This window comes from Dorea chungnamensis (assembly GCF_039832125.1).
GTDB lineage: Bacteria > Bacillota > Clostridia > Lachnospirales > Lachnospiraceae > JAFBIX01.
The window spans coordinates 16,964-40,717 of record NZ_JBDOHT010000003.1; the positions used below are offsets into that span (position 1 = coordinate 16,964).

The following is a 23,754-nucleotide window of genomic DNA, read 5'->3' on the forward strand; positions in this document are numbered from 1 at the left end:
CATGGATTATCTGCGAAACAAGTAAAAAGCTGTCATCTATGAAAAAAAGACATTGCATATATCAAAACATGCAATGCCTTTTTGAATTCTTGTTCTCATATGAATCCGGTGATTAGCCTTCAGAAATAGCTCCAACTGGACATTGAGCTGCACATGCGCCACAATCAACACAAGCGTCAGCATCGATTTCATAATGATCTGCTCCCTGAGCGATAGCTCCAACTGGACACTGAGCTTCGCAAGATCCACAGCTTACACATTCATCACTAATTACGTGTGCCATAATATGTACCTCCTTTTTTGATATAAATAGACATAAATCCAAATTTAGTCTACCCATATCATAATACAAAAGGGGAAAATATACAAGAGGGGACGGGGGTTTTTTCGTTTTCCTCCGTCCCAGATTCGATTTTCCCTGTCCCCAATTCAAATTACCCTGTCCCTTGTCAATTTTTTGTAAAAAATTAAGAAAATTTTCAACAATTTTTCACGTTTTTGGTGTATAGTGGTTTTTGTTAGACTGAACAGATGCTTTTTGAGTGAGTTTTGAATAATGATTAACAGGAGGGAATAGGTCATGAAAAAAAGTAGTAGTGTCTTAGCGGTTATGCTATGTGTGGCGATGCTGGCATGTGCATGTGCTGCTCCCGAGAGTAGTGAGAATAAGGAACCAGAATCTTCTGATAATAAGCAGCAGGTGGAAGAGAAGGAATACCAGGGGAAGCTGGATCAGATAGAGCCATCTGCATATGATAATGTGGAGGGACTTCATCTGGAAGCAGGTTCCTATATTTCAATTATCGGGAAAGCTGAGGAAGGGCAGTACTGGAACGAAGTAAAAAGAGGTGTTGACCAGGCAGCGGCTGATATCAATGACTATCTGGGTTATGAAGGCAAGGATAAAGTGAAGGTTACTTACAGCGCTCCGGAGACGGAAGATAATGTGGATGAACAGGTGAATATCCTTGATGAAGAGCTTGCAAGATATCCGATCGCGGTGGGAATCTCCATTACAGATGCAAATGCATGTGAGGTGCAGTTTGATCTGGCTGCTGAGAATGATATTCCGGTTGTGGCATATGATTCTGGAAGTGCTTATCAGGGACTGATGGCAACCGTATCTACGGATAATGCGGCGGCAGCTCGTGAAGCAGCAACGAAACTTGCGAAATTGATTGGTGATTCAGGAGAAATTATCCTGTTTGTAAATGATTCCAAATCCAAGACTTCGTTGGATCGTGAAAATGCATTTAGAGAAGAGATTCAGAATAATCATCCTAATATTACAATTGTAGAATCGTATCATCTGGATCAGTTAGAAGACATGCAGAAAATAGTTGCAGATGAAATCAATGCGGGAACATATCAGATAGACGAAGAGAGTGCGGAAGCGGAGTCGGATGTACAGATTGCGCCGGCGGATATCACAGAAGAAGATGTGATAGATTATGTTCTGGCAAAGCATCCAGACATCAAGGGCTGTTTTGCATCGAATGCGCCGACAGTGAAAAAGGCAATTGCCGGACTTGAACGAGCAGAAGCAGATGATGTCATGGTCGTTGGGTTTGATGCAGACGAAGAAGAGAAGAAAGCCTTGTCTGATGGAAGGATTGAAGGATTGATTGTCCAGAATCCATTTGGAATGGGATATGCTACTGTAGTGGCTGCGGCAAGAGCAGCACTGGATATGGGAAATGAAGCCTTTGTTAATACTGGATATACATGGGTGACCGCGGATAACTTAGAAGATGAAAGTATCCAGAAGACGTTATATTAAGATATATAAGAAATAAAATGACAGGCAGTGGAAAAACCATTGCCTGTCTTCTTTTTGCAAATCTTTCGATTCAGAGAATTATTATTTAATCGTTTTCTTTGTGGCTGTCGTCATTGGATGCCGGTTCCGGCAGATACAAGTGGACACTCTCGATTCGATTTTTATCCAGCGTCTCTACAACCATACGAATTCCTTCTTCTGTTGTAATGCTATCCCCCTTCTCGGGAAGGCGGTCCAGATATTCAATGATGAATCCTCCAAGAGAATCATATTCTTCAGAACTTAAGTTAAGATCCAGACGATCATTCAGGTCATCCAGATTGATAGAACCTTCTACGATATATTCGCGGTCGCTGATTTCCTGAATAAAATCCTCTTCGTTTTCATCGTATTCATCATGAATCTCACCGACAATCTCTTCTAATATGTCTTCCAGGGTAATAAGTCCGGCTGTTTCGCCATATTCATCCAATACAATTGCAATGTTGAATGAAGCCTGGCGCATCTCTACAAGAAGTTCTGAGATGCTTTTATATTCGTAAGTAAAATATGCTTCTCTAAGTATATCACGGATGTTGAATTCCTTTGTGTTGTCATATAACAACAAGTCCTTCATATTAATAGTACCAACAACATTATCTGTGGTGTCTTCAAAAATAGGAAGACGTGTAAATTTATCTTCACGGAAGATTTCAATCAGCTCCGTATAAGTACTGTTGATATCAGCAAATGTCACATGGACACGGGGAACCATAACGTCTTTTGCCCTGGCATCCCCCAGGTCGAATACGTTATTGATCATCTCCCTTTCATCGGATTCAATTACTCCGTCTTCATGGCTTACATCTACGATGGTCCGCAGTTCATTTTCTGTCATGGCGGTATTCTTTGCCTTCGGATCTATGCGGAGCAGTAATAAAACACCGGTAGATAATCCGTTGATCACGAAAATCAAAGGCGTCATGATCTTCATAAAGAAATGGATGACCGGTGCATAGAGCAATGACATTTTCTCAGAATGAATGGTTGCCATGGTCTTCGGGGTTATCTCACCGAATAAAAGAATCAATACGGTTAATATTCCGCTGGCAATTGCTACCATGGAACCGCCAAAGCTGTAAGCAAGACTGGTGGTCAAGGACGCTGCTGACAGATTGACGATGTTGTTGCCAATTAATATGGCACTGAGCATCTTGCCGGAATCATCGGTAACTTTTAAGACCGATTTTGCACGTTTATTTCCTTCGTCAGCCAGACTGCGGATCCGGATCTTATTCACCGTTGTCAAGGCTGTTTCTGCCGATGAAAAGAAAGCAGATAATATCAATAAAATAATTAGAATAATGAGTTGTGTGACGTCACTCGAGTCCAATTGAAAAGTTCACTCCTTTTTGATTAAAATTAATATGGCAATAATATAACGCATTTATGAGGATTTTGCAAGTGTACGTTGAATTTATGCGTTATTTAGTGTATGATGTACGGAGAAATCAAGTAGTGTGTATGGAGAAGAATATGAATCAGATTTTATATAATGAATTGTTGAAAATAATGAGTGAAGAACAGGTTAAAACAGAAGAACCTATGAAGAATCATACGACATTCCGTGTGGGAGGACCGGCTGAATTTTTTGTGATGCCAAGGACAGCCGAAGAAGTAAAGAAAGTGATCGACTTGTGTCGGAGAGAATCATTTCCTTATTATATTATTGGAAATGGCAGCAATCTCCTGGTATCTGACCAGGGATATCGAGGTGTTGTTCTTCAGATTTATAAGGAGATGAGCTACATTGAGGTTGAGGAAAATGTTGTTGTGGCTCAGGCGGGAGCTTTGTTGTCTGCAATTGCGAATAAGGCCTTGGAAAATGGACTTACAGGATTCGAATTTGCAGCAGGGATCCCTGGAACTCTGGGCGGCGCCTGTGTAATGAATGCGGGAGCATATGGTGGCGAGATGAAGGATGTCCTGGAGGAAGTCACGGTCTTGACGGAAGAAGGAGAAGTGCTTACTATTCCAAAGGAGAATCTGGAATTAGGCTATCGTACCAGTATTATTGCCAGGAAGGGCTATACTGTGCTGGAGGCAAGAATACAGCTTCGGGGAGGCGAAAAAGAAGCAATTAAGTCCTTGATGGAAGAGCTGAAGGACAAGAGAGTCAGCAAGCAGCCGTTAGAATATCCAAGTGCCGGAAGTACATTTAAGCGTCCGGAAGGATATTTTGCAGGAAAGCTGATACAGGATGCAGGCCTTAGAGGTTTCTCTGTGGGCGGTGCACAAGTGTCGGAGAAGCATTGTGGATTTGTGATTAACAGAGAGAATGCAACAGCAGCTGATGTAGCAGAATTAATGCGACAGGTATCTGCCAGAGTGGAAGAAGAATTTGGAGTAAAATTAGAGCCGGAAGTGAAGAGACTAGGAGAATTCTAAGATGAGATGTGTAATTGTAACAGGAATGTCAGGAGCGGGAAAAAGTACAGCTCTTAAAATGTTGGAAGATGTAGGATATTTTTGCGTAGATAATCTGCCGGTACCTTTGATCCCGAAGATGGCAGATCTGTTACGAGTGCCTGGAACAGAGATCAATAAGGCGGCTCTGGGTGTGGATATCCGAAGTGGACAGAGCTTTGAAGAACTGGAAAAAGTACTGGAAGAATTGGATAGTACTGGAATGCAGTATGAGATTCTGTTCTTGGAATCCAGTGACGATGTCCTGATCAAACGATACAAAGAGACCAGGCGGTTCCATCCGTTGGCGGGAAATGAAGGGCGCGTTGATCAGGGAATCCGTATGGAGAGGCAGCGTATTCGATTTTTACGTAAGAGAGCGGATTATCTGATAGATACAAGCCATATGTTGACGAGAGAGTTAAAGGCAGAATTAAATAAGATATTTGTGCAAAATAAAGAATATAAGAATCTTTATATCTCTGTGCTCTCTTTTGGCTTCAAATATGGAATTCCGGCAGACGCAGATCTGGTGTTTGATGTGCGTTTCTTGCCGAACCCATATTATATAGAAGAATTACGTCCTAAGAGCGGAAATGACAAAGAAGTAAGAGATTATGTAATGCAGAATGAGAAGGCAAAGGTATTCCTGGAGAAGTTGTCAGATATGGTGGAATTCCTGATCCCGAATTATATTTTGGAAGGGAAAACGCAGCTGGTAATAGGGATTGGATGTACCGGCGGGAAGCATCGCTCGGTTACACTTGCCAATGAACTGTTTTGGGTATTAAGTAAGAATGAGAATTATGGAGTTCGTATTGAACATCGGGATATAGGAAAGGATGCAATTACCAAGGCAAGATAGGAGTAAGAGATGTCATTTTCAGGAAAGATAAGAGAAGAGCTGCTGCAGCATTATGCGAAGGCCAGACACTGTAATCTCGCGGAATTATCGGCAATTGTGCATATGACAGGAGCATTTTCACAAGACAAGAAAGGCGTATGTATCATGAAACTTCATACGGAAAATCTTGGAGTTGCAAGAAAATGCTTTACATTATTGGAAAAAACATTTAATATAAGAACTGATATCGCAATTCGTAGGAATATGAGCAAAGGAAGCTGCAATTATTATATTTACGCCAAAGGTGAAGAATTGTTGGCTGTGAAGAATACGATCGTGCAGGCGGTATGCTGCAAGAGGGCATATATCCGTGGTGCGTTTATCGCTTCAGGTTCGATGAGCGATCCGAGTAAATCCTATCATTTCGAAATTGTCTGCAATACACAGGATCAGGCGGAACATCTGAAGAACATGATAAATAGTTTCGATATGGAAGCAAAGATCGTCAGCAGAAAGAAGACCTACGTTGTGTATCTAAAAGAAGGTTCGCAGATCGTTGATATTCTGAATGTTATGGAAGCGCATGTCGCATTGATGGAACTTGAGAATGTCCGGATTATGAAGGAAATGCGTAATTCTGTAAATCGTAAGGTGAACTGCGAGACAGCTAATATTAACAAAACCGTATCTGCCGCTGTCAGGCAGATAGAGGATATCAAATATATACAAGATACCGTTGGTTTTGAAAAGTTGCCCGAAGGGTTGAAAGACGTTGCCCTTACACGTCTTGCATATCGGGATGCAACTTTGAAGGAACTGGGGAAACTCCTGGAGACACCGTTAGGGAAATCCGGGGTAAATCACCGGCTCAGGAAATTAAGTGAAATAGCAGAAAAGTTAAGGGAACAATAGGGAGGAGCTTTTTTATGATCAAGAAACCTGTTACTATTCAAAACAATATGGATATGGAAGATCGTCCGATTGCACACTTGGTCCAGGAAGCAAGTCAATATGCAAGTCAGGTATACATTGAAATTGATAATAAAAAGATCAATGCCAAGAGTATCATGGGAATGATGAGCTTAAGACTGCAGAAGGGTGAGAATATTACGGTGGTAGCAGAGGGAAAAGACGAAGCAGAAGCCGCGGCAGGTGTAGAAAACTTTTTGGTTGCGAACAACTAAATAATACATAATCAGCAAAAGGCAGAGGGCATGGAATCAACATGTCCTTTTGTTTATCTTATGATAAAAGGAGGAGATATGTATGAAACGGTTATTATTTATTTATAATCCTCATGCAGGAAAGGAACTTTTAAAACCACAGTTGTCGGATATCATTGACATATTTGTAAAAGCGGGTTATGAAGTAACTGCATATCCAACCCAGTCATACCGGGATGCTTATAAAAAAGTACTGAAGTACAATGCGAAAGATTATGATCTGGTTGTGTGTAGCGGCGGTGACGGAACGATTGACGAAGTTGTGACCGGAATGATGAAAAGGAAAGAGAAAACTCCGGTCGGATATATTCCGACAGGGACAACCAATGACTTCGCAAATAGTCTGCATATCCCGAAGGGACTCTTGAAGGCGGCAGACAATGCGGTAAACGGTGTTGTATTTCCTTGTGATGTGGGTCGGTTTAATGATGATACGTTTGTATATGTTGCGGCATTTGGAATTTTTACCAGTGTTTCCTACGAGACCAAGCAGGAGATGAAAAATATCCTGGGGCATCTGGCTTACGTTCTGGAAGGAACGAAACAGTTGTTCAATGTGCCTTCCTATCGGATCAGAGTGATACATGATGATGAGGTTATTGAAGATGAGTTTATCCTGGGTATGGTGACAAATTCCCGTTCGGTAGGAGGGTTCCGTAATATGATCGGCAGACAGGTAGCGTTTGATGACGGCCTGTTTGAAGTGACCCTGATCAAACGCCCGAAGAATCCGATTGAATTGCAGGAGATTATAGCTGCGCTTCTGATTGAACAGATAGATACCAAACATATGTATACATTTAAAACGGGCCATATTACGTTTGAGTCTATTGAGGAAATCCCATGGACACTAGACGGAGAATTCGGCGGTGAGCATGATGAAGTTGTGATAGACAATCTGAATAAACAGCTTATGATAATGGTGCCGGAGACCCATGTCGAAGAATTGATGGAAGATCCGGAAGAAAAATAACATATTTTGAAAAAAGTGCTTGCCTATTTGGCGATTGTTTGCTATAATAGGCAAGTACGAAACAGAAGGACGTATGAATATGGCTCCGTGGTCAAGCGGTCAAGACGCTAGCCTCTCACGCTGGAATCAGGGGTTCGATTCCCCTCGGAGTCACTTAACCAATTCGCTGAATGCTTTGAAATACAGGTGCTCAGCGGATTTTTTTGTTTCATCATATAGAAAACATAATCAGAATGGTAATTGGAAGGAGAGATGACGATGAAATATTATGAGATTCCTCACACGAATATGCGACAATCAGCAGTCATACAAGGCTGCATGCGCTTTAAGGGAATGAGCAGTACGGAAGTTGAGCGAATAGTGAATCTTTGTCTGGAGAACGGAATCAACAGTTTTGATCATGCCGATGTGTATGGCACTGCTGGAATGCGCGGTGAATGTGAGCAATTGTTTGGACAAGTGCTTAAGGAGAATCCGGGACTGCGTGATAAAGTATATATTCAGAGTAAATGCGGCATCTGTAAGAGCGAACAGGATTATTACAACTTTTCAAAGGAACATATTCTGGAGGCTGTGGATGGAATATTGACAAGATTGCAGACGGAATATCTGGATGCTCTGCTTCTCCATCGCCCGGATACTTTGATGGAACCAGAAGAAGTTGCGGATGCTTTTGAAACTCTACATAAGGCAGGCAAGGTTCGATACTTTGGAGTCTCGAATATGAATCCGGGACAGGTGGAACTACTTGACCGTGCGGTGGATGCTCCACTGGTGTTTAATCAGCTCCAGTTGAGTATTGCTCACTGTCCGATGATAGATACCGGACTTAGTGTGAATAACCGGATTCCACAGGCTGTCGATTATGAAGGTGGTATCCTGGAATATTCCCGGTTGAAAGCAATGACGATTCAGGCATGGTCTCCGTTCCAGAAAGGTCTGTTTGAAGGACCATTCCTCGCGGACCGGGAGACTTATGGAGAATTAAATGCTTATATTGATCAGCTTGCTGAAAAATATAATGTGACGAATACAGCGATTGCTGTGGCGTGGATTCTGAGACATCCGGCACACATGCAGGTAATTCTGGGAACAACGAACCAGAAAAGGATAGCAGATGCATGCCAGGGAGCAGATATTACGCTGACAAGAGAAGAATGGTATACGCTGTATGCAAAAGCAGGAAAGAGAATTCTGTAATTGCCATATTCTGAGAGTGCATTACCTTTTGTTGGGATACAATAGATAGGTAACAAATAAAAAACAAGGATTCACTTCGATATGATATATTGGAGTTGACGAAAAACCAATGATCTTAACGAAAGGAGAATCCTTGTATGTCAATCTTATCACAACAGAAATACCAACGTCAACGCATGGTTAAGTATGCACAGAAACATTCTGTAACCGAAACGGCAATCCGTTACCGTGTGAGCCGTAAAACGGTTTATAAATGGATTTCACGGTACGACGGAACCTTAGCAAGCCTGGAGGATCGAAGTCACAGACCCAAGACTTCTCCAGGAAGTCATACGGAACAGGAGCTTCGCCAAATCCGGCGCCGACTGAAAAAATACAAATGGACAGATCTGCTTCTGGCATATCAGGATTTAATAGAGAAAGATGGATATACCCGAAGCTATGGAGGTTTCAAACGAGTTGTAAGGCGTTTAAAGGCTTTAAAACCAGACAAAAAGAAGAAAAAGAAACGCAAACTGAAACCGTATCAACGAGCCGATTATCCAGGGCAGAAAATACAGATAGATGTAAAATATGTGCCATCTTACTGTGTGACAGATGGAAGAAAGTATTACCAGTATACGGCAGTAGATGAGTGTAGCAGATGGACATACCGAGAGATGTATGATGAGCATAGTACCTATAGTTCAAAAGATTTTTTGCTCAAACTAATACAGCACGCACCGTTTCCGATTCGAGAAGTTCAGACGGATAATGGATGTGAATTCACAAATCGGCTGTTGGTGATTAAGAGCAAACACCTCACCATGTTTGAGAAAGCGTTGGAGGAACTGGGAATCTTATATCACCGGATCCAGATAGCAACCCCAAGACATAATGGGAAAGTGGAGAGACAGCATCGTCAGGATGAAGCACGGTTTTATAAGCAAATGCGGATGTATAATCTGGAAGATGGACGAAAACAGCTTGCAGTATATCAGAAGAAATCAAACAACTATATAAAAACGTGTTTAGGAATGAGAAGTCCGAATACCGTTGTAAGAATGTATCAAAATGTTATGTTTTAGAATAGCCAAGGGCGACAGCATAGAGTGCTGCCGCCGTGAACCAGTATATCATGAAGGATAATGTCAAGGTCAGGTAGTATTCCTTTTAGGAATCTCCACCTTTCCCTTGACATTATATGAGGGGTGAAGTGTTACCAATCATTGACACCTATACACCATATTCTGAGAGTGCATTACCTTTCTCCTTGTTTTTTTTCCTTTTATGAGATATAATGAAACAAGCGAATATAATTGCCATGCAGATGTAATGTTACATGGCCAAGGAATTGGAGGAATAATATATGTTAGTATCAGCAAAAGAGATGCTTGACAAAGCAGTAGCAGGCCACTATGCAGTGGGACAGTTCAACATTAATAATCTTGAGTGGACAAAAGCAATCCTTCTTACAGCAGAAGAATGCAAGTCACCAGTTATCTTAGGTGTATCTGAAGGTGCAGGAAAATATATGACAGGCTTCAAGACTGTATCAGCTATGGTATCTGCAATGATCGAAGAACTTGGAATCACAGTTCCAGTTGCATTACACCTTGACCATGGTACTTATGACGGATGTTATAAATGTATTGAAGCAGGATTCTCTTCTATCATGTTTGATGGTTCCAAATATCCAATCGAAGAGAACGTTGCAAAGACAAAAGAGTTAATCGCAGTATGTAAAGAAAAAGGTCTGTCTCTGGAAGCTGAAGTAGGTGCGATCGGTGGAGAAGAAGATGGAGTAATCGGTCAGGGCGAATGTGCTGATCCTAATGAATGCAAGATGATCGCTGATCTTGGTGTAGACATGCTTGCAGCAGGAATCGGTAACATCCATGGAAAATATCCAGAGAACTGGGCTGGATTAAGCTTTGAAACTCTGGACGCAATCCAGAAGCTTACAGGAGATATGCCATTAGTACTTCACGGTGGTACAGGAATTCCAGAAGATATGATTAAGAAAGCTATCGACCTTGGAGTTGCTAAGATCAATGTTAATACAGAATGCCAGTTATCTTTCGCAGATGCTACACGTAAATATATCGAAGCAGGAAAAGATCTGGAAGGAAAGGGATATGACCCTCGTAAATTATTAAAACCAGGTGTAGACGCAATCATGCAGACAGTAAAAGAGAAGATGGAATTATTTGGCTCCGTTGGTAAGGCTGAATAATTTGATAAAATTTTCACTTGCCTTTTTCGACCGATTGAGTTATACTAACAGGCATAGAAAGAACAAAGGCGTTCCAGAGTTATCTGGAGTGCCTTTTTTTCTGGCTTTTATACAAGAGAGTTTCTCTGGTACATAAAACCCCGTAGCATTAGCTTAAAATTAAAGATTAAGAAAGGAAACGCAAAGATATGAGTGAAGCAATTAATGTGGCTGATATTTTTGGCGAAGACGTATTCAATGACACTGTCATGCAGGAACGTCTGCCAAAAAAAGTTTACAAAGATCTGAAGAAAACAATTGAGGAAGGTAAAGAGTTAGACCTTGCAACAGCAGATGTCATTGCACATGAGATGAAGGAATGGGCAATTGAAAAGGGTGCTACTCATTATACCCACTGGTTCCAGCCTCTTACAGGAGTAACTGCTGAGAAGCATGATTCATTTATCTCTGCACCTCTTCCGAGTGGAAAGGTATTGATGAGTTTCTCTGGAAAAGAATTGATCAAAGGAGAACCAGATGCATCTTCATTCCCATCAGGAGGTCTTCGTGCAACATTCGAAGCAAGAGGATATACAGCATGGGATTGTACATCACCAGCATTTGTAAGACATGACGCAGCTGGAGCTACGCTTTGCATTCCTACTGCATTCTGTTCATATAAAGGAGAAGCGCTGGATCAGAAGACACCACTGCTTCGTTCTATGCAGGCAATCAGTGAACAGTCTATCAGACTGCTTCGTCTCTTTGGAAATACAACCTCCAAGAAGGTGACACCTTCTGTTGGACCTGAGCAGGAATATTTCCTTGTAGATGCTGAGAAATTCCTTCAAAGAAAGGATTTGATCTACACAGGACGTACATTATTCGGTGCAATGCCACCAAAAGGTCAGGAATTGGATGATCACTATTTTGGAACCATTCGTCAGAGAATTGCAGGTTTCATGAAAGATGTCAATGAAGAACTGTGGAAAGTCGGTGTATCTGCTAAAACACAGCATAATGAAGTTGCTCCTGCACAGCATGAGTTAGCTCCAATCTATGCAGAAGCTAATGTAGCGGTTGACCATAACCATTTGGTAATGCAGACTCTTAAGAGAGTTGCATGCCAACACGGTATGAAATGTCTGCTTCATGAGAAACCGTTCGCAGGTGTCAATGGTTCTGGTAAGCATAATAACTGGTCTCTTACTACAGATGACGGTAAAAACCTGTTGGATCCAGGAAAAACTCCTCACGAAAATATCCAGTTCTTACTTGTACTTACCTGTATCCTGAAAGCAGTTGATGAACATGCGGATTTGCTTCGTGAGTCAGCAGCCGATCCAGGAAATGATCACAGACTTGGAGCAAATGAGGCTCCTCCGGCAATTATCTCAATCTTCCTTGGAGAGCAATTAGAGGATGTATTGGAACAGCTGATCAGTACAGGTGCAGCTACACACAGCCTGAAGGGCGGCAAACTGGAGACCGGTGTAAGCACACTGCCAGATCTTGCAAAAGACGCTACAGACCGTAACAGAACGTCACCATTTGCGTTTACTGGAAATAAATTCGAATTCCGTATGGTAGGTTCCCGTGATTCTATCGCAGGACCAAACGTTGTACTGAATACAATCGTTGCAGAAGCATTTTCAGAAGCATGCGATGTGCTGGAGAATGCAGATGACTTCCAGACAGCAGTTCATGATCTGATCAAACAATATGCAACTGAGCATCAGCGTATTGTCTTCAATGGCAATGGTTACTCTGATGAGTGGGTTGCAGAAGCCCAGAGACGCGGACTTCCGAATATTAAATCTATGGTAGAAGCGATTCCTGCTCTGACAACAGAAAAGACGGTAGCTATGTTTGAAAAGTTCAAAGTATTTACCAAAGCTGAGCTTGAGTCTCGTGCAGAAATCAAATATGAGAACTACTCAAAGGCAATCAATATTGAAGCACGTACGATGATCGATATGGCAAGTAAGCAGATTGTTCCTGCAGTTATTAAGTATACAAAATCTCTGGCAGATACAGTTGTTGTAGTGAAGGAAGCTGGCGCAGATGCATCTGTTCAGGCAGAATTGCTGGGAGAAATCTCTGGATTACTCACAGAGACAAAGAAAGCATTAGAAGAGCTTATTGTAATCACTGATAAAGCAGCAGCAATGGAAGAAGGCGAAGAGCAGGCAAGATACTATCATTTCGATGTTGTTCCTGCTATGGAAGCACTTCGTGCGCCAGTTGATAAACTGGAGATGATCGTAGATAAAGAAGCATGGCCAATGCCATCTTACGGCGATCTTATGTTTGAAGTATAGGATTTTAATAAAGTCATAAGAAAAATTTTAGAACCTTGGACTTGGAATAGAAACAGGTATGTGATATTCTAAGTGCAAGGTTTTATTATTGAAAATATACTGTAAGGCACAGATATATGTAAGAATAGATGCAGGAGGCTTTCATGACAAAAAGTGAATTTTTGGAAAAATTAAGACATGCGTTGGCAAATGATCTGAGCGGTCCGATTGTGCAGGATAATGTCAGATATTACGATAGTTATATCAGTGATGAAGTAAGAAAAGGACGAAGGGAAGAAGACGTGATCGCGGAGTTGGGAGACCCGTGGGCGATTGCCAAGACAATTATTGAATCTGTTGAGATACAGGGTAATACACAGGATGAATATGGATATGAACCATATAATCAAAGATATGAACAGGAACAACAGAAGGCTGGCGGCCATGTACATGTATTTGGCTTTGATACCTGGTGGAAAAAATTGCTTCTGATATTGGGAATTGTAGGAATCATTATGGTAGTCGTTGCCGTGATCGGCGGTCTTATAAGCCTTCTTGCTCCGATTTTGATTCCGTTGTTGATCATTATGTTCGTGATAAGAGTGCTGGGGAATAGGCGACAATAGATATATAGGATAAATAAAAGACCGATGGGGGAGCCATCGGTCTTTTGAGGGGAGTATAAATAATTAATAAGGGGTTGTAGAAAGTATTCTTTCTACATTGTTAAGTATAATATAGGGTGGTTCAAAAAGCAAGTTAAAAATTAAAAAAAACTTAATATATTTGCAAGTGCATTTTTGTGAAAAAGATACATAAAATCTGAGAGCGTGGACATAATAACCTCGTAACCAAAAAGATTAGGAGGAATTAACATGGCTAAGAATTATAGTTCATCTAACAACAGTCAGAATACATCTGACAGAAATGCATCTGACAAGAACACATCTAACAGAAACGCATCTGATAAGAATGCATCTAACAGAAATGCATCTACACAGAGTACAACTTCAAAGAACAAGAATGCGAACAGCACAAACTTCGGTGATAAATACTAATCTGATCTGACAGAATAGAAACTGAAGAACGAAAGCACCGTCTGTGGAAAATGATTACCGCAGGCGGTGTTTTTTGTATAAAAATATTTCCGATTTTAACAGGATAACAGAAAGTTTTCGGTGTGAGTTGACAAGTGCTATAGAAAGAAAGTAAGATGGAAAAGTAAATAGACAGAATTGGAGAACAGAGAGATTATTATATGAAGAAAGTTGAATTGATCGCGCCCTGTCATTTTGGATTGGAAGCGGTATTAAAAAGAGAAATTCTTGATCTGGGATATGAGATCTCAGAAGTCGAAGACGGAAGGGTCACTTTCTATGGGGATGCGGACGCAGTCTGCCGTGCTAATATATTCTTGCGTACAGCGGAGAGAATATTGTGGAAAGTCGGGAGCTTCACGGCGGTGACGTTTGATGAGCTGTTCGAAAAGACGAAGAGTCTTCCCTGGGAAGATTATATTCCGAAAGATGGAAAGTTCTGGGTTGCGAAGGCTGCTTCTGTGAAGAGTAAGCTTTTCAGCCCTTCTGATATACAGTCGATTATGAAAAAGGCTATGGTAAGGCGGCTGCAGGAGCATTATCATATGGAATGGTTCCCGGAAGATGGGGCATCCTATCCGGTGAGGGTATTTTTGATGAAAGATGTGGTTACTATTGGAATTGACACATCAGGAATATCCCTCCATAAGCGTGGATATCGTGAAGTTTCAGGAAAAGCACCGATTACGGAGACGTTAGCAGCGGCATTGATCATGCTGACACCATGGAGGAAAGACCGGATTCTGGTAGATCCATTCTGCGGAAGCGGAACATTTCCGATTGAAGCGGCTATGATGGCGGCAAATATTGCGCCAGGAATGAACCGGTCTTTCACGGCGGAAGAATGGACGAATCTGATTCCGAGGAAGTTATGGTACGATGCAGTCAATGAGGCCAATGACTTGATTGATGACGAGGTTGATGTGGATATTCAGGGATATGATCTGGATGGTTCAGTTGTTAAGATAGCCAGAAGAAATGCAGAAGAAGCAGGCGTTGGACATCTGATTCATTTTCAGGAAAGAGACGTCAAAGACTTAAGCCATCCGAAGAAGTATGGATTTATCATTACGAATCCACCTTATGGAGAGCGTCTGGAAGAAAAGAAAGACTTGCCGCAATTATACAGAGCATTTGGCGACAGTTTCAAACGACTGGATTCCTGGTCTGCATACATGATTACTTCTTATGAAGAAGCAGAGAGGTATTTTGGAAGAAAGGCGGATAAGAACCGTAAGATTTATAATGGCATGTTAAAAACATACTTTTACCAGTTCCTGGGGCCAAAACCGCCTAGACGGCCCAGAGAACAACAGGAGAAATAATAAAGGGGAGGAAACAGATGGAAAAGATTATATTTGCAACAGGCAATGCACATAAGATGATAGAGATTCGTATGATTCTCGAAGATCTGGGAATGGAGATTCTGTCCCAGAAGGAAGCGGGAATTACGGCAGATGTGGTAGAGGATGGAAAGACATTTGAGGAAAACGCCTTGATAAAAGCGACCAAAATAGCAGAAGCAGCGGCGAATATGCCGAAATACAAAAATGCGGTGGTTCTGGCAGATGATTCAGGCCTGGAAATTGATTATCTGAACAAAGAGCCGGGAATCTATTCAGCAAGATATATGGGAGAAGATACTTCTTACGATATCAAGAATCAGAACCTTATTGACCGATTAGATGGCGTGCCGGATGAAAAAAGAACTGCCAGATTCGTCTGTGCCATTGCGGCTGCGTTCCCGGATGGAAGCAGTGAAGTGGTCAGAGGAACGATGGAAGGAATCATCGGGTATGAGATTGCGGGGGAAAATGGGTTCGGATATGATCCGATATTCTATCTTCCGGAGTATGGATGTACCAGTGCGCAGCTTGCACCGGAGAAGAAGAATGAACTCAGTCACAGAGGAGAAGGCTTAAGAAAGATGAGAAAGATTCTGGAGAAAAAACTGGAATCCAGAGAAAGATAAGATTGCGAGGATACTTATGAAGGTAGTGATTGTAAGCGATACACACGGTTCGCACAGGAATCTGGAAAAGGTACTGGAGGAAGAAAAGCCAATGGATATGTTGATTCATCTCGGAGATGTCGAGGGTGGAGAAGATTATATCACAGCGCTGGCAGACTGCCCTACACATATTGTAAGAGGAAATAATGACTTCTTTTCCGATCTTCCGGGTGAAGAAGAGTTTATGATGGGTGGTTATCATATGTTTATTTCCCATGGACATTATTACTATGTCTCTATGGGAGAAGAACGATTAAAAGAAGAAGCAAGAGCACGAGGAGCGGATATTGTGATGTATGGTCATACACACAAACCGACATTGACTCGAGAAGAAGATCTTATTACATTGAATCCGGGAAGCATTGCGTATCCAAGGCAAGAAGGTCGCAGGCCCAGTTATATGGTGATGGAAATTGGGGGCGGAGACAGGATAGAATTCTCATTACGATATCTGTAAAAAGTGCGTTGTAAAAAGTACTGTAAAAAAGTGAAAAAAGTTGTTGACAAGCTGAGAGCCTTGCTATATAATAACTATTGTGTCACGGAGATGAAGACATAAATGACACGAAAATAAAATATCGGGGTGTGGCTCAGCTTGGCTAGAGCGCCTGGTTTGGGACCAGGAGGTCGCAGGTTCGAATCCTGTCACCCCGATAGACTTTGCGGGTGTAGTTCAATGGTAGAACACCAGCCTTCCAAGCTGGATACGTGGGTTCGATTCCCATCACCCGCTTTCTTAAAGCCATAAGGGATTTAAGAAGTATAGTTCTAAGGAGCTAGTCTTATGAGTCTGTAGCTCAGCTGGATAGAGCAACGGCCTTCTAAGCCGTAGGTCGAGGGTTCGAATCCCCCCAGGCTCGTTAGAACCACAAAAATTGAATAAGGTGGTACTTAGTTGGACATCAATAGTTCGATAAGTAATATATATGGTGGGTATGGTGCAGTTGGTTAGCGCGCCAGATTGTGGTTCTGGATATCAAGGGTTCGAGTCCCTTTACCCACCTTTTTTCTTTTTATTGGGCTATCGCCAAGCGGTAAGGCACAGGACTTTGACTCCTGCATTCGTTGGTTCGAATCCAACTAGCCCAGTTATTATGGGCGTGTAGCTCAGGTGGTAGAGCACTTGACTTTTAATCAAGTTGTCCGGGGTTCGAATCCCCGCACGCTCACTAAAAAAGGGATCAGAATGCTGGTCCCTTTTGATATCATTTATATGGATTATGCGGATGTGGCGGAACTGGCAGACGCGCTAGACTTAGGATCTAGTGGGAGACCGTGCAGGTTCGATTCCTGTCATCCGCAGTGAAAGTCTCAGCCTTTCGATTTCAGGGGGTTGGGGCTTTTTTTGTCCGTATAGACATCTTTTTACAGGGATAGTATTGACCTTCAAGGAACTTGATACTTTACAATTGCTATAAGAAATAAAGAAAGAGGAGGGATCGATATGAAATATGATAAAGAAATAGATGAGATTAGAAAGGCTATAGTGGAAGAAATAGACTTAGAATTTTATGATAGAAAAGATAGTGTCAATCAATTCTGCGTTTCGATAATTTCTGGCAATCCTGTTCCGGAAGATCATTTATTACTGGTTAGTTTTGACAAAAGGACCCTGGGCATACCTCCAATGTCAGGAACTTTCCGGTCAACAGGAGTAAGCCAGGAATATTATGGGAAAGTAACGGTTTATTATTGTAAGAAGAAGAGGGGATTATTTGGAAAAGAAACGATAAAAGTAGATAATTTCTATAAGAAGATATATAGTAAAGAAGATTGGAATTCTCATATAGAGAAAATACATTTGGCAGATATTGTGTGGAAATAAATTATTTCAGGAAATATATTGACCTTCAGGGAACTTGATACCCTACAATCGCATCATATAAGAACGAAAGGAAGGGATTCGTATGAAGATTAAGGAAGTAGAACAAAGGGTGGGGATTACCAGAGCGAACATCCGTTATTATGAAGAGGAAGGCCTTTTGAATCCAGTCAGAAATCGGGAGAACAATTACCGTGAGTATTCAGAAGAGGATGTAAAGAATCTGGAACGAATCAAAGTCTTGAGGGCGCTGGGAATTCCGATATCGGATGTTAAGATGTTGAATGCGGGGGCCCTTTCGCTGGATGAGGTTATGGAGAAGCGCCTGGAGCGGATCAGTGAGGAAGAGAAGAATCTGCGAGAGATTGAAAAGGTGTGCAGAACAATCCGACAGCTGGATATTTCCTTTGAAGAAGTGGATGAACAGATATTGGGTGAGGAAAAGGATATCTGGGAAGAGCAGTTTGAGAAGATCTGGAAAGAAGATATTACCAAGGAGATACTGACGCTGGGACAGCTGAACAAGAATCTGACATGGATGCTTGTGTGGGGATATTTCATGAATGCAGTTATTGCACTGTTATTTGGGGATTTCTTTTTGAGATATGAAGGAATGTCATGGAGTAAGAGAATTGCAGCGATAAAAAGTAATCCGGGAGAGATCCTGAATCGCCAGACCTTGTTCTTTGACCAGTGGAAATGGTTGATTCTGGCGGTAATTGTCTGTTTGATATGCTATATTGGTATGTATTTTACCGCAAATGTCAAAGCTCTGACGGTATTCTTCCACTTGGAGGCTTTGGTTCTGACACCGTTTATTGCGGGAATATCATTGGCTGTTCGTAGCGTGTTTAGTACAGAAAAAGTGAAGAATCAGACCATAAGTGGAATGCATCTTGCGATTTTCTGGCTGGCGATGGTGCTATATGTACTTCTGCTCTTCCTGTTATCAGGGAAAAAACAAGCATTTTTCTCAAAAGCAAGATATGTTCTGGGGATGGCCGTTGTGTATGCAATCATCCTGACTGTGTTGGCAGGAATTCTAAGTGACCTGTGGATACCGGCAGCGGTGATGTCATTTATATTTACGATATATATTGGACTTAGCTGGTTCCATGTAATCGGAGATGCTCCGAAGAGCGGAGGAAGCCGGTATTATGCAATCGTAAGTGCAACGAAGATGATGAATATCGCCGGTGCGGCATTTACAATGCAGGGCAAGTCAAGAGGAACAACGATCTTAAGATAATCAGAGAATCTGGATAAAAGAGCTCGCGTGCGGGCTCTTTTTATTAAGGCTATTTTATGTGTGTCCGGAAAACCATATGTTGCAACAAAAGAAAAAACCGATTATAATGTGAAGTATGTGTATATTAATAATAGGAGAATATATTGGAAAATACAGTTGGAAAAGGAGCGTAAGCAGATATGCTGGAAGTAAAAAATCTGACATTCAAGGTGAATGAAAATGGAATAGAGAGAAGCATCGTCAAGGGTATCAGTTTTGATGTTAAAGATGGTGAGATGCTTGTCATTACTGGACCGAATGGTGGTGGAAAATCAACACTTGCCAAGGTGTTGATGGGAATTGAACAGGCAGATGAAGGCCAGATTATACTGGACGGAGAGGATATTACCTCTTATGATATTAATCATCGCGCCAATGCGGGAATCGGTTTCGCATTCCAGCAGCCGCCAAGATTCAAGGGTATGACGTTGGATAAGTTATTGTCTCTGGCGGCAGGACATAAACTGGCAGAGCCGGAATGCTGTGCATTGCTAAGTAGTGTCGGGCTGTGTGCGCAGGAATATCTGAAAAGAGAAGTAGATGCAACTCTTTCCGGCGGAGAGATGAAGCGCCTGGAGATTGCGACTGTGCTTGCAAAGCAGCATAAGTTATGTATCTTTGATGAGCCGGAGGCAGGGATTGATCTCTGGAGTTTCGCCATGTTGATCCAGCAGTTTGAAAAGATACACAGTAAAAAGGAAGAAAGCCTGATCCTTATCTCTCATCAGGAGCGTATTATCCAGATGGCAGACCGGATTATGGTAATTGAGGATGGCAATATTGGCGCAATCGGACCAAAAGATGAGATTCTTCCGACATTGTTGGATAAGGGTGACAGCTGCGCCTGCATGAACTGCTAAGAGAGAGGAGTGTTAGAGATGGCCACATTAGATGAGATTACAAAAAAGATATTAGAGCAGATCGATGGATCTGGTTTCCAGCAAAAAGGAGCTTTTAATTTGCGCCATAATGGAGTTGCTCTTTGTCACGGAGACAGCGAGCATATTAAGATTAAGAAAAAGGAAGAAAAGTCAGGAATTGACATCTATATTGACGGAGAGACTAGAGGAGAGCAGGTACATATCCCGGTCGTGGTAGATGCTTCCGGTATGACAGATATAGTATATAATGATTTCTATGTTGCAGAAGGTGCGGATGTAACGATTGTAGCCGGCTGCGGAATTCACAACAGTGGCTGTAACGAAAGCCGTCATGATGGAATCCACTCTTTCCATGTGGGAAAGGGTGCGAATGTCCGTTATGAGGAGAAGCATTATGGGGAAGGGGAAGGCACAGGTGCCAGAGTGCTGAATCCAGTCACAAAGATTTATCTGGAAGAGGATGCTGTATTTACACTGGATACAGCACAGATTAAAGGTGTAGATTCTACAGTTCGTGAGACGGATGTTGAGATGGGAGCAAATTCCAAGTTATATGTGATTGAAAAATTAATGACGCATGACAGTCAGACTGCAGAATCCAATATGGAAGTGCAGATGAATGGAGAGGGAAGCTCCGCGCAGATTATCTCCAGATCTGTTGCAAAAGGCGAGTCTAAGCAGGTATTTCACCCGAAGGCGGTAGGGAATGCCAAGTGCCATGCTCATGTACAGTGTGATTCCATCATCATGGATCATGCAGAAGTAAGCTCCATTCCGGAGATCAATGCAAGACATCTGGATGCGGCAATTATCCATGAAGCGGCAATCGGAAGAATTAATGATGAACAACTTGTGAAACTGCGTACATTGGGTATGACGGAGGAGGAAGCAGAATCCATTATTATTGAAAATTTCCTGAATTAGGAGATGTGCAGAGAAAGGACATCAGATGAAGATTAAAAAAAGACTGAAAGTATGGAAAAAAGCAATGCATATGGAACTAAGAGAGCACAGAAGCTCATTTGTTGTGTATGTGGTTCTTCGTATGCTGGTAATATTGATGATGGTGCTTCAGATATTTAATAAGAATTATGAAAATGTATTCTTGTGTATTCTGACATTATTACTGCTTTTTGTTCCAAGCTTTATACAGATTAATCTGAAAATAGAACTGCCTACTGCATTGGAAATTACGATATTAATCTTTATATTTGCAGCAGAAATCCTTGGAGAGATCCAAGCTTATTATATCAGGTTTCCGTTCTGGGATACCGCGCTGCATACGATCAACGGATTCCTGGCAGCGGCAATTGGGTTCGCACTGGTAGATATCCTGAACCGAAGTAAAAAATTCTCAATACAATTATCGCCAGTGTTCGTGGCAATTGTAGCATTCTGCTTTTCCATGACGATCGGCGTGTTGTGGGAATTCTTTGAATGTAGTATGGATCTTTTCTTTGGATTGGACATGCAGAAAGATACGATCGTACATAGTATTCACTCTGTGATGTTGGATCCGGCGGGAGCAAACACCCCAGTTGAAATTGACAATATCACGGATGTGGTAGTCAATGGACAGAGTCTGGGCCTTGGCGGTTATCTGGATATCGGACTTCTGGATACTATGAAAGATCTGTTCGTTAACTTTATTGGCGCAGTTGTATTTTCCACGATTGGTTATTTTTATGTGAAGAATCGTGGAAAGGGCAGATTCGCGAAACGCTTCATCCCCCGGCTCAAGTCTCAGGATGCTGATTTCCTGAAGCAGGTAGAGACGGAAGACGAAGAGTATGAAAAAAATCGCTTATCGGATCAGGAATTTCCGAATCAGACAGCTGATAATGCCAGCGGCGCAAAGCGGAAGTAATGTTGTGTGTAAAGTACCATATACCGCAAGTGCTCCCTGCACTCCCTGGAGTGGAGCCGGAGATGCCGGAACCAATCCGTGAAATAAGTAAGCCAGGTAAGAACCTGCGAAGATAAATACAAAAGAGAACAGGCCTCGTCCTGTATCCTGACAGCGGCCCTTGCGGCTGCTTTTTTTACTGCCAAATAACACCATCAGAAAAGTGATAACCTCAAAAATCAGTAAGAATAATGCAACTCCTGCATAAGCGCCTAAGATATAATTCTTGTCTGTAATAGCATGGAAAATATCTCCGTAGGCACTGTAATTATTCCAGAAATTTACAGTCAGTGTATATGTGATTATCGCGATTAAAATTAAAGTTGCTCCGCGAAGCAAAAGATTAACGGCTTTATAGATTATTTTTCCACCGGTTTTAGCAGCTTTTCCTGCAGGGGAGAGCAGATTCGGTACTCTGCGGCGCTTTTTGCGCTTCTTCTTATCTTCTTCAGAAGAGTTTTCCTCCTCATCTTCATATTCATCATAATCATAATTTTCTTCCAGATAGTCAATGTCATCATCGTCATCTAATTCTGAGAGATTCGACAGAACATCCCTGTAATCGTCATCTTCATCTTCAAAAAAGTTTAGGTCGGGGAAATCTTCCTGATATATGACTTCGAAATCATCACCAAAAAAATCCTCGGTATCTTTCCTTACTGTGTTACCATTTATACTCATATACTCAAACCCTCCTTAAACGATTTCTTATTGTAGTATGTTTAGTCAAAAGTCTCAAGGGATATCACAAAAAGTTCACGAAGACATAAGGTTTTCTTTAGAATTGTAGAAAAGAAAAAAACCGAAAACAGTGAAGTTTCCGGTTTTTTTATAAAAATAATAGATGCGGAGAAAGGGACTTGAACCCTTTTAGGAATACGCAAATACTGTAAAAAAGGAGGTTTCTGCACATCGTTCATTAAAAGGTAATCAAAATAGTAAGCAATAATAATATAGAGGGGAATATTCACATTGTTGAGGTATAGATGATAATTCCTTATGTATAGATGTGGAGTGCTCATACATCAAGTATAAAAAAATAATTATCGAACTAGAATTGCTATTTTTCAGGAAATTGTAAAGTCTTGATTTTCCTAACATTTTGTGAATGGATTTTATGTCAAAAAATAAAAAAGCCCAAAAATAAAGGCTTTTATCGAAGTCGGTATCGAAGTCATTATTGAACACAAAAAATTCTTCGTTTTTATAATTTTTGATCGTTATCGGATGGTATATATACACAAATATCTTGTATTTGACAGTTAAGAATACGACACAGATCGTTGATTGTTTTCATGCTAATATCCTGTCCATGTTTAAGTCTGTGAAGTGTACTATGTGACATATGATGTTTAGATGTTAGAGTGTACCAATTTTCATCTGATTTTTCAAGGGTTTTCCAAAATGGAGAATAATCTATCATATTTATACCGCCTTATTTATATAGATTAAGCATAATCTGACTTCTTATCCTTGAATATCTTCGGAATTACGAATATAATTTCATTAGGAGATGATGATATTGGAGAATATTGTGCCGAAGCCAAATGATATAAATATGACAGAAGAGCAAGAAGAGAAATTTTTAAAATTCATCTTTGAGGATGATTTGGATTTCTATGAAGAATTTACGATTCATTTGACGGATGAACAGCAAGAAAAATTCTTCAAAGAAAATCCAGATTTTATGTCGGAATTTCCTGTCAGTCGTGATAAAATATATTTATTAAAGGATGAGATGTTTAGAAATATCTTAAGGAAGATTAAGAGATATGAGGGAGGAAAGTGAA

At 41.3% G+C, this 23,754-nt stretch carries 25 protein-coding genes and 8 tRNA genes; 29 read left to right on the forward strand and 4 right to left on the reverse strand.

Features of this window, described 5'->3' with window-relative positions:
* Window positions 1–112 precede the first annotated feature (112 nt).
* Complete coding sequence (fdxA, locus tag ABE613_RS03220; protein ID WP_235232935.1) at window positions 113–283, reverse strand: 4Fe-4S ferredoxin; 171 nt, start codon at window positions 281–283, stop codon at window positions 113–115.
* 297 nt (window positions 284–580) lie between these two features.
* On the opposite strand from fdxA, the gene ABE613_RS03225 reads away from it, so the two are divergent.
* A complete protein-coding gene (locus ABE613_RS03225) occupies window positions 581–1,780 on the forward strand; it encodes a substrate-binding domain-containing protein (protein ID WP_347375682.1) in 1,200 nt (399 codons plus the stop codon).
* An 85-nt stretch (window positions 1,781–1,865) separates the two neighbouring features.
* Here ABE613_RS03225 and ABE613_RS03230 read toward each other — a convergent pair whose 3' ends face one another.
* Window positions 1,866–3,152, reverse strand: coding sequence for an HlyC/CorC family transporter (locus tag ABE613_RS03230; RefSeq protein ID WP_347375683.1), 1,287 nt, complete (start codon window positions 3,150–3,152; stop codon window positions 1,866–1,868).
* A gap of 143 nt (window positions 3,153–3,295) precedes the next feature.
* Between ABE613_RS03230 and murB the strand changes: the two genes are divergently transcribed.
* The 27 genes from murB to ABE613_RS03365 all read left to right on the forward strand — a co-directional run bounded on the left by murB (window position 3,296) and on the right by ABE613_RS03365 (window position 21,925).
* The gene (gene murB / locus ABE613_RS03235) at window positions 3,296–4,207 is read left to right on the forward strand and encodes a UDP-N-acetylmuramate dehydrogenase (protein WP_347375684.1); all 912 of its coding nucleotides are present in this window, start codon (window positions 3,296–3,298) and stop codon (window positions 4,205–4,207) included.
* Window position 4,208: 1 nt separating this feature from the next.
* Window positions 4,209–5,090 carry an RNase adapter RapZ gene (gene rapZ, locus ABE613_RS03240; protein WP_347375685.1) on the forward strand — a complete coding sequence of 294 codons (882 nt, stop codon included), beginning with the start codon at window positions 4,209–4,211 and terminating at the stop codon, window positions 5,088–5,090.
* 9 nt (window positions 5,091–5,099) lie between these two features.
* A complete protein-coding gene (gene whiA, locus ABE613_RS03245) occupies window positions 5,100–5,981 on the forward strand; it encodes a DNA-binding protein WhiA (protein WP_347375686.1) in 882 nt (293 codons plus the stop codon).
* 14 nt (window positions 5,982–5,995) lie between these two features.
* Complete coding sequence (locus tag ABE613_RS03250) at window positions 5,996–6,253, forward strand: HPr family phosphocarrier protein (RefSeq protein WP_235232929.1); 258 nt, start codon at window positions 5,996–5,998, stop codon at window positions 6,251–6,253.
* An 82-nt stretch (window positions 6,254–6,335) separates the two neighbouring features.
* Entirely contained in the window at window positions 6,336–7,265 is a 930-nt protein-coding gene (locus tag ABE613_RS03255) for a diacylglycerol/lipid kinase family protein (RefSeq protein WP_347375687.1), read from the forward strand.
* A gap of 81 nt (window positions 7,266–7,346) precedes the next feature.
* A tRNA-Glu gene (locus ABE613_RS03260) sits at window positions 7,347–7,418 on the forward strand.
* A 105-nt stretch (window positions 7,419–7,523) separates the two neighbouring features.
* A complete protein-coding gene (locus tag ABE613_RS03265) occupies window positions 7,524–8,465 on the forward strand; it encodes an aldo/keto reductase (RefSeq protein ID WP_347375688.1) in 942 nt (313 codons plus the stop codon).
* Between the two features lie 137 nt (window positions 8,466–8,602).
* Window positions 8,603–9,532, forward strand: a complete 930-nt coding sequence (locus ABE613_RS03270) for a DDE-type integrase/transposase/recombinase (RefSeq protein ID WP_347375689.1) — start codon at window positions 8,603–8,605, stop codon at window positions 9,530–9,532.
* A 281-nt stretch (window positions 9,533–9,813) separates the two neighbouring features.
* The gene (gene fba / locus ABE613_RS03275) at window positions 9,814–10,680 is read left to right on the forward strand and encodes a class II fructose-1,6-bisphosphate aldolase (protein ID WP_235232926.1); all 867 of its coding nucleotides are present in this window, start codon (window positions 9,814–9,816) and stop codon (window positions 10,678–10,680) included.
* 188 nt (window positions 10,681–10,868) lie between these two features.
* Window positions 10,869–12,980 carry a glutamine synthetase III family protein gene (locus ABE613_RS03280; protein ID WP_347375690.1) on the forward strand — a complete coding sequence of 704 codons (2,112 nt, stop codon included), beginning with the start codon at window positions 10,869–10,871 and terminating at the stop codon, window positions 12,978–12,980.
* Window positions 12,981–13,123: 143 nt separating this feature from the next.
* Window positions 13,124–13,585, forward strand: a complete 462-nt coding sequence (locus tag ABE613_RS03285) for a DUF1700 domain-containing protein (RefSeq protein WP_235232924.1) — start codon at window positions 13,124–13,126, stop codon at window positions 13,583–13,585.
* Window positions 13,586–13,834: 249 nt separating this feature from the next.
* Window positions 13,835–14,017, forward strand: coding sequence for a hypothetical protein (locus ABE613_RS03290; RefSeq protein ID WP_235232328.1), 183 nt, complete (start codon window positions 13,835–13,837; stop codon window positions 14,015–14,017).
* Between the two features lie 200 nt (window positions 14,018–14,217).
* Window positions 14,218–15,381 carry a THUMP domain-containing class I SAM-dependent RNA methyltransferase gene (locus ABE613_RS03295; RefSeq protein ID WP_347375691.1) on the forward strand — a complete coding sequence of 388 codons (1,164 nt, stop codon included), beginning with the start codon at window positions 14,218–14,220 and terminating at the stop codon, window positions 15,379–15,381.
* Window positions 15,382–15,398: 17 nt separating this feature from the next.
* Window positions 15,399–16,028, forward strand: coding sequence for an RdgB/HAM1 family non-canonical purine NTP pyrophosphatase (gene rdgB / locus ABE613_RS03300; protein ID WP_347375692.1), 630 nt, complete (start codon window positions 15,399–15,401; stop codon window positions 16,026–16,028).
* A 16-nt stretch (window positions 16,029–16,044) separates the two neighbouring features.
* Window positions 16,045–16,524 (forward strand): metallophosphoesterase family protein, encoded by a 480-nt coding sequence (locus ABE613_RS03305; protein WP_235232325.1) that lies wholly within the window; start codon window positions 16,045–16,047, stop codon window positions 16,522–16,524.
* Between the two features lie 122 nt (window positions 16,525–16,646).
* Window positions 16,647–16,721, forward strand: a tRNA-Pro gene (locus tag ABE613_RS03310).
* 8 nt (window positions 16,722–16,729) lie between these two features.
* Window positions 16,730–16,800: transfer RNA gene (locus tag ABE613_RS03315), tRNA-Gly, on the forward strand.
* Between the two features lie 53 nt (window positions 16,801–16,853).
* Window positions 16,854–16,927: transfer RNA gene (locus tag ABE613_RS03320), tRNA-Arg, on the forward strand.
* Window positions 16,928–16,996: 69 nt separating this feature from the next.
* A tRNA-His gene (locus ABE613_RS03325) sits at window positions 16,997–17,070 on the forward strand.
* 14 nt (window positions 17,071–17,084) lie between these two features.
* Window positions 17,085–17,156: transfer RNA gene (locus ABE613_RS03330), tRNA-Gln, on the forward strand.
* Between the two features lie 7 nt (window positions 17,157–17,163).
* A tRNA-Lys gene (locus ABE613_RS03335) sits at window positions 17,164–17,236 on the forward strand.
* Between the two features lie 53 nt (window positions 17,237–17,289).
* Window positions 17,290–17,369, forward strand: a tRNA-Leu gene (locus ABE613_RS03340).
* 142 nt (window positions 17,370–17,511) lie between these two features.
* Entirely contained in the window at window positions 17,512–17,892 is a 381-nt protein-coding gene (locus tag ABE613_RS03345) for a hypothetical protein (protein ID WP_235232324.1), read from the forward strand.
* 82 nt (window positions 17,893–17,974) lie between these two features.
* The gene (locus tag ABE613_RS03350) at window positions 17,975–19,138 is read left to right on the forward strand and encodes a MerR family transcriptional regulator (RefSeq protein WP_347375693.1); all 1,164 of its coding nucleotides are present in this window, start codon (window positions 17,975–17,977) and stop codon (window positions 19,136–19,138) included.
* 179 nt (window positions 19,139–19,317) lie between these two features.
* Window positions 19,318–20,037 carry an ABC transporter ATP-binding protein gene (locus ABE613_RS03355; protein WP_347375694.1) on the forward strand — a complete coding sequence of 240 codons (720 nt, stop codon included), beginning with the start codon at window positions 19,318–19,320 and terminating at the stop codon, window positions 20,035–20,037.
* An 18-nt stretch (window positions 20,038–20,055) separates the two neighbouring features.
* Window positions 20,056–20,982 (forward strand): SufB/SufD family protein, encoded by a 927-nt coding sequence (locus tag ABE613_RS03360; protein ID WP_347375695.1) that lies wholly within the window; start codon window positions 20,056–20,058, stop codon window positions 20,980–20,982.
* A 25-nt stretch (window positions 20,983–21,007) separates the two neighbouring features.
* Complete coding sequence (locus ABE613_RS03365) at window positions 21,008–21,925, forward strand: DUF2238 domain-containing protein (RefSeq protein WP_235232320.1); 918 nt, start codon at window positions 21,008–21,010, stop codon at window positions 21,923–21,925.
* On the opposite strand, the gene ABE613_RS03370 is transcribed toward ABE613_RS03365, so the two are convergent.
* Both ABE613_RS03370 and ABE613_RS03375 read right to left on the reverse strand, forming a co-directional pair.
* Window positions 21,863–22,645, reverse strand: a complete 783-nt coding sequence (locus tag ABE613_RS03370; RefSeq protein ID WP_347375696.1) for a hypothetical protein — start codon at window positions 22,643–22,645, stop codon at window positions 21,863–21,865. The two genes, ABE613_RS03365 and ABE613_RS03370, sit on opposite strands and share 63 nt — an antisense overlap.
* 523 nt (window positions 22,646–23,168) lie before the next feature.
* Window positions 23,169–23,387, reverse strand: coding sequence for a helix-turn-helix domain-containing protein (locus ABE613_RS03375; protein ID WP_235395492.1), 219 nt, complete (start codon window positions 23,385–23,387; stop codon window positions 23,169–23,171).
* A 99-nt stretch (window positions 23,388–23,486) separates the two neighbouring features.
* On the opposite strand from ABE613_RS03375, the gene ABE613_RS03380 reads away from it, so the two are divergent.
* Window positions 23,487–23,753, forward strand: coding sequence for a hypothetical protein (locus ABE613_RS03380; RefSeq protein ID WP_235395490.1), 267 nt, complete (start codon window positions 23,487–23,489; stop codon window positions 23,751–23,753).
* The last annotated feature ends 1 nt before the right edge of the window (window position 23,754 follow it).

Excerpts from the sequence above, each read along its gene's own strand:
- ABE613_RS03355 (WP_347375694.1), top strand. The coding sequence starts at position 19,318 with ATGCTGGAAGTAAAAAATCTGACATTCAAGGTGAATGAAAATGGAATA.
- rdgB (WP_347375692.1), top strand. The coding sequence starts at position 15,399 with ATGGAAAAGATTATATTTGCAACAGGCAATGCACATAAGATGATAGAG.
- ABE613_RS03295 (WP_347375691.1), top strand. The coding sequence starts at position 14,218 with ATGAAGAAAGTTGAATTGATCGCGCCCTGTCATTTTGGATTGGAAGCG.
- ABE613_RS03345 (WP_235232324.1), top strand. The coding sequence starts at position 17,512 with ATGAAATATGATAAAGAAATAGATGAGATTAGAAAGGCTATAGTGGAA.
- ABE613_RS03255 (WP_347375687.1), top strand. The coding sequence starts at position 6,336 with ATGAAACGGTTATTATTTATTTATAATCCTCATGCAGGAAAGGAACTT.
- ABE613_RS03250 (WP_235232929.1), top strand. The coding sequence starts at position 5,996 with ATGATCAAGAAACCTGTTACTATTCAAAACAATATGGATATGGAAGAT.
- ABE613_RS03375 (WP_235395492.1), bottom strand. The coding sequence starts at position 23,387 with ATGATAGATTATTCTCCATTTTGGAAAACCCTTGAAAAATCAGATGAA.
- ABE613_RS03365 (WP_235232320.1), top strand. The coding sequence starts at position 21,008 with ATGAAGATTAAAAAAAGACTGAAAGTATGGAAAAAAGCAATGCATATG.
- ABE613_RS03305 (WP_235232325.1), top strand. The coding sequence starts at position 16,045 with ATGAAGGTAGTGATTGTAAGCGATACACACGGTTCGCACAGGAATCTG.
- ABE613_RS03270 (WP_347375689.1), top strand. The coding sequence starts at position 8,603 with ATGTCAATCTTATCACAACAGAAATACCAACGTCAACGCATGGTTAAG.
- ABE613_RS03225 (WP_347375682.1), top strand. The coding sequence starts at position 581 with ATGAAAAAAAGTAGTAGTGTCTTAGCGGTTATGCTATGTGTGGCGATG.
- ABE613_RS03265 (WP_347375688.1), top strand. The coding sequence starts at position 7,524 with ATGAAATATTATGAGATTCCTCACACGAATATGCGACAATCAGCAGTC.
- rapZ (WP_347375685.1), top strand. The coding sequence starts at position 4,209 with ATGAGATGTGTAATTGTAACAGGAATGTCAGGAGCGGGAAAAAGTACA.
- ABE613_RS03370 (WP_347375696.1), bottom strand. The coding sequence starts at position 22,645 with ATGAGTATAAATGGTAACACAGTAAGGAAAGATACCGAGGATTTTTTT.
- ABE613_RS03290 (WP_235232328.1), top strand. The coding sequence starts at position 13,835 with ATGGCTAAGAATTATAGTTCATCTAACAACAGTCAGAATACATCTGAC.
- ABE613_RS03350 (WP_347375693.1), top strand. The coding sequence starts at position 17,975 with ATGAAGATTAAGGAAGTAGAACAAAGGGTGGGGATTACCAGAGCGAAC.
- ABE613_RS03360 (WP_347375695.1), top strand. The coding sequence starts at position 20,056 with ATGGCCACATTAGATGAGATTACAAAAAAGATATTAGAGCAGATCGAT.
- ABE613_RS03280 (WP_347375690.1), top strand. The coding sequence starts at position 10,869 with ATGAGTGAAGCAATTAATGTGGCTGATATTTTTGGCGAAGACGTATTC.
- fba (WP_235232926.1), top strand. The coding sequence starts at position 9,814 with ATGTTAGTATCAGCAAAAGAGATGCTTGACAAAGCAGTAGCAGGCCAC.
- ABE613_RS03285 (WP_235232924.1), top strand. The coding sequence starts at position 13,124 with ATGACAAAAAGTGAATTTTTGGAAAAATTAAGACATGCGTTGGCAAAT.
- whiA (WP_347375686.1), top strand. The coding sequence starts at position 5,100 with ATGTCATTTTCAGGAAAGATAAGAGAAGAGCTGCTGCAGCATTATGCG.
- murB (WP_347375684.1), top strand. The coding sequence starts at position 3,296 with ATGAATCAGATTTTATATAATGAATTGTTGAAAATAATGAGTGAAGAA.
- fdxA (WP_235232935.1), bottom strand. The coding sequence starts at position 283 with ATGGCACACGTAATTAGTGATGAATGTGTAAGCTGTGGATCTTGCGAA.